This is a genomic window from Cellvibrio sp. OA-2007 (assembly GCF_000953825.1).
Taxonomy (GTDB): Bacteria; Pseudomonadota; Gammaproteobacteria; order Pseudomonadales; family Cellvibrionaceae; genus Cellvibrio.
In genome coordinates, this window is record NZ_BBUL01000041.1 from 1 (window position 1) to 1,556 (window position 1,556).

Genomic DNA, 1,556 nt, shown 5'->3' on the forward strand with positions numbered 1-1,556 from the left:
CTTGGATCCCGGCCAGGCCCTAACGTGCGCCCACATTCCCGAAACATCGATTCGGCGTAAGCTAACGCGATGGTTTCGGGTTATGGAGGCTGCCATGAGTACGGAAGAGCTGTTGGCGGATGAACACTGCATTGGCCTGTTCGGTGATGAGCGGCTTTCCAAGAATGGTATCCTGCTCTTCAAGCGTGTAATCGAACGCGAGACGGTGTGTCTGCGAGAATTGTGCGATAACCGCGCCGAACAGAAGCGAATTCATCGTTTTCTGGAGCACTTCAACGTGACGTGGCAGGAGATCATTCGGCATGGCACCGAGCGCACCGCAAAGGCGGCGGCGGGCCGTCATGTTCTGGCCATTCAGGACACCAGCGAGTTCGACTTCAGTGCTCACCAGCAGCGCACAGCCGGACTAGGCCCTACCAGTGGCGGCAAAGGATATGGGCTGTTTCTCCACCCGGCGCTAGCTGTCGATGCTGCAAACAACGATTGCCTGGGCATAGCCCATCTGTCGACATGGGTGCGTGAAGCTACGGCCCAACCTAAGCGATCGCGGCGGCCCATTGAGGAAAAGGAATCGATGCATTGGCTCGATGGCGCCCTTGGATCCGCGCAATGCCTGCAGCAGGCCAGGCTGGTGACGGTCGTGGCAGATCGCGAGAGCGACATCTACGAAGAATGGGACCGTATTCCAGATGGACGCGTCCATCTGCTCACGCGTGCCCACTACGACCGTCAGCTCGAGGACGGCGGCACTTTATGCCAATGGCTAGACGAGCAGCCGGTCAAGTCCAGCAGGACCTTCGACGTTCCAGCACGTGCCGCATCCAAGGCCTACCGCAGCGCTGGCGGCGCGCGCAGCAAAGCACGTACGGCTCACCAGGCGCACATAGATCTTCGCTTTGGCCAAGTGAAAATCAAGCGACCGGTGGGATGCCATGCACAGCAAGCCAGCGTCGCGCTATCGGTAGTGGAGGTAAGGGAAAGGCCTGACACGGTGCCGCCAGGCGAGGAGGCGGTGCATTGGATCCTTCTCACCTCTCACGATGTGCAAGACGTGCAACAGGCGCTTCAAATAGTGGCTTGGTACAAGCAACGCTGGCAAATCGAACAGCTGTTTCGGACGCTCAAACGACAGGGCCTTGGGCTGGAATCGAGCCAGCTGGAAGAGGCTAGTGAACTACTGAAACTCGCCAGCATCGCTACACTGGCGGCCGTGCGCACGCTTCAACTAGTCAATGCGCGCGACAACGACACCAGCCAACCAGCCAGCGATGCGTTTGACGACGAAGAACTCGACGTGCTGGGCAAGCTGCAAGAGAAATTCCAGGGCAAGACCGCCAAAATGAGGAACCCATTTGCCCCTCTCAGCATGGCTTGGGTAGCGTGGACCATTGCTCGACTAGGTGGCTGGACGGGCAGCCCCAGCGAGGCCAAGGCTGGCCCTATCACCATGCTGCATGGTCTCCAGCGGTTCGACGGAATGATGCAGGGCTGGAGACTTGCAAAGATGTGGGGCTAGGTTAGGGCGAAGGCCGGGACCCAAGTTGGCACCGCAGCCA

General features: G+C 59.3%; 1 protein-coding gene. It reads left to right on the top strand.

From position 1 onward, the window contains the following. The first annotated feature begins 94 nt into the window (after positions 1–94). On the top strand, positions 95–1,516 hold the full coding sequence (locus tag AWU77_RS02170; protein ID WP_193747476.1) for an IS4 family transposase: 1,422 nt from the start codon (positions 95–97) through the stop codon (positions 1,514–1,516). Positions 1,517–1,556 lie beyond the last annotated feature (40 nt).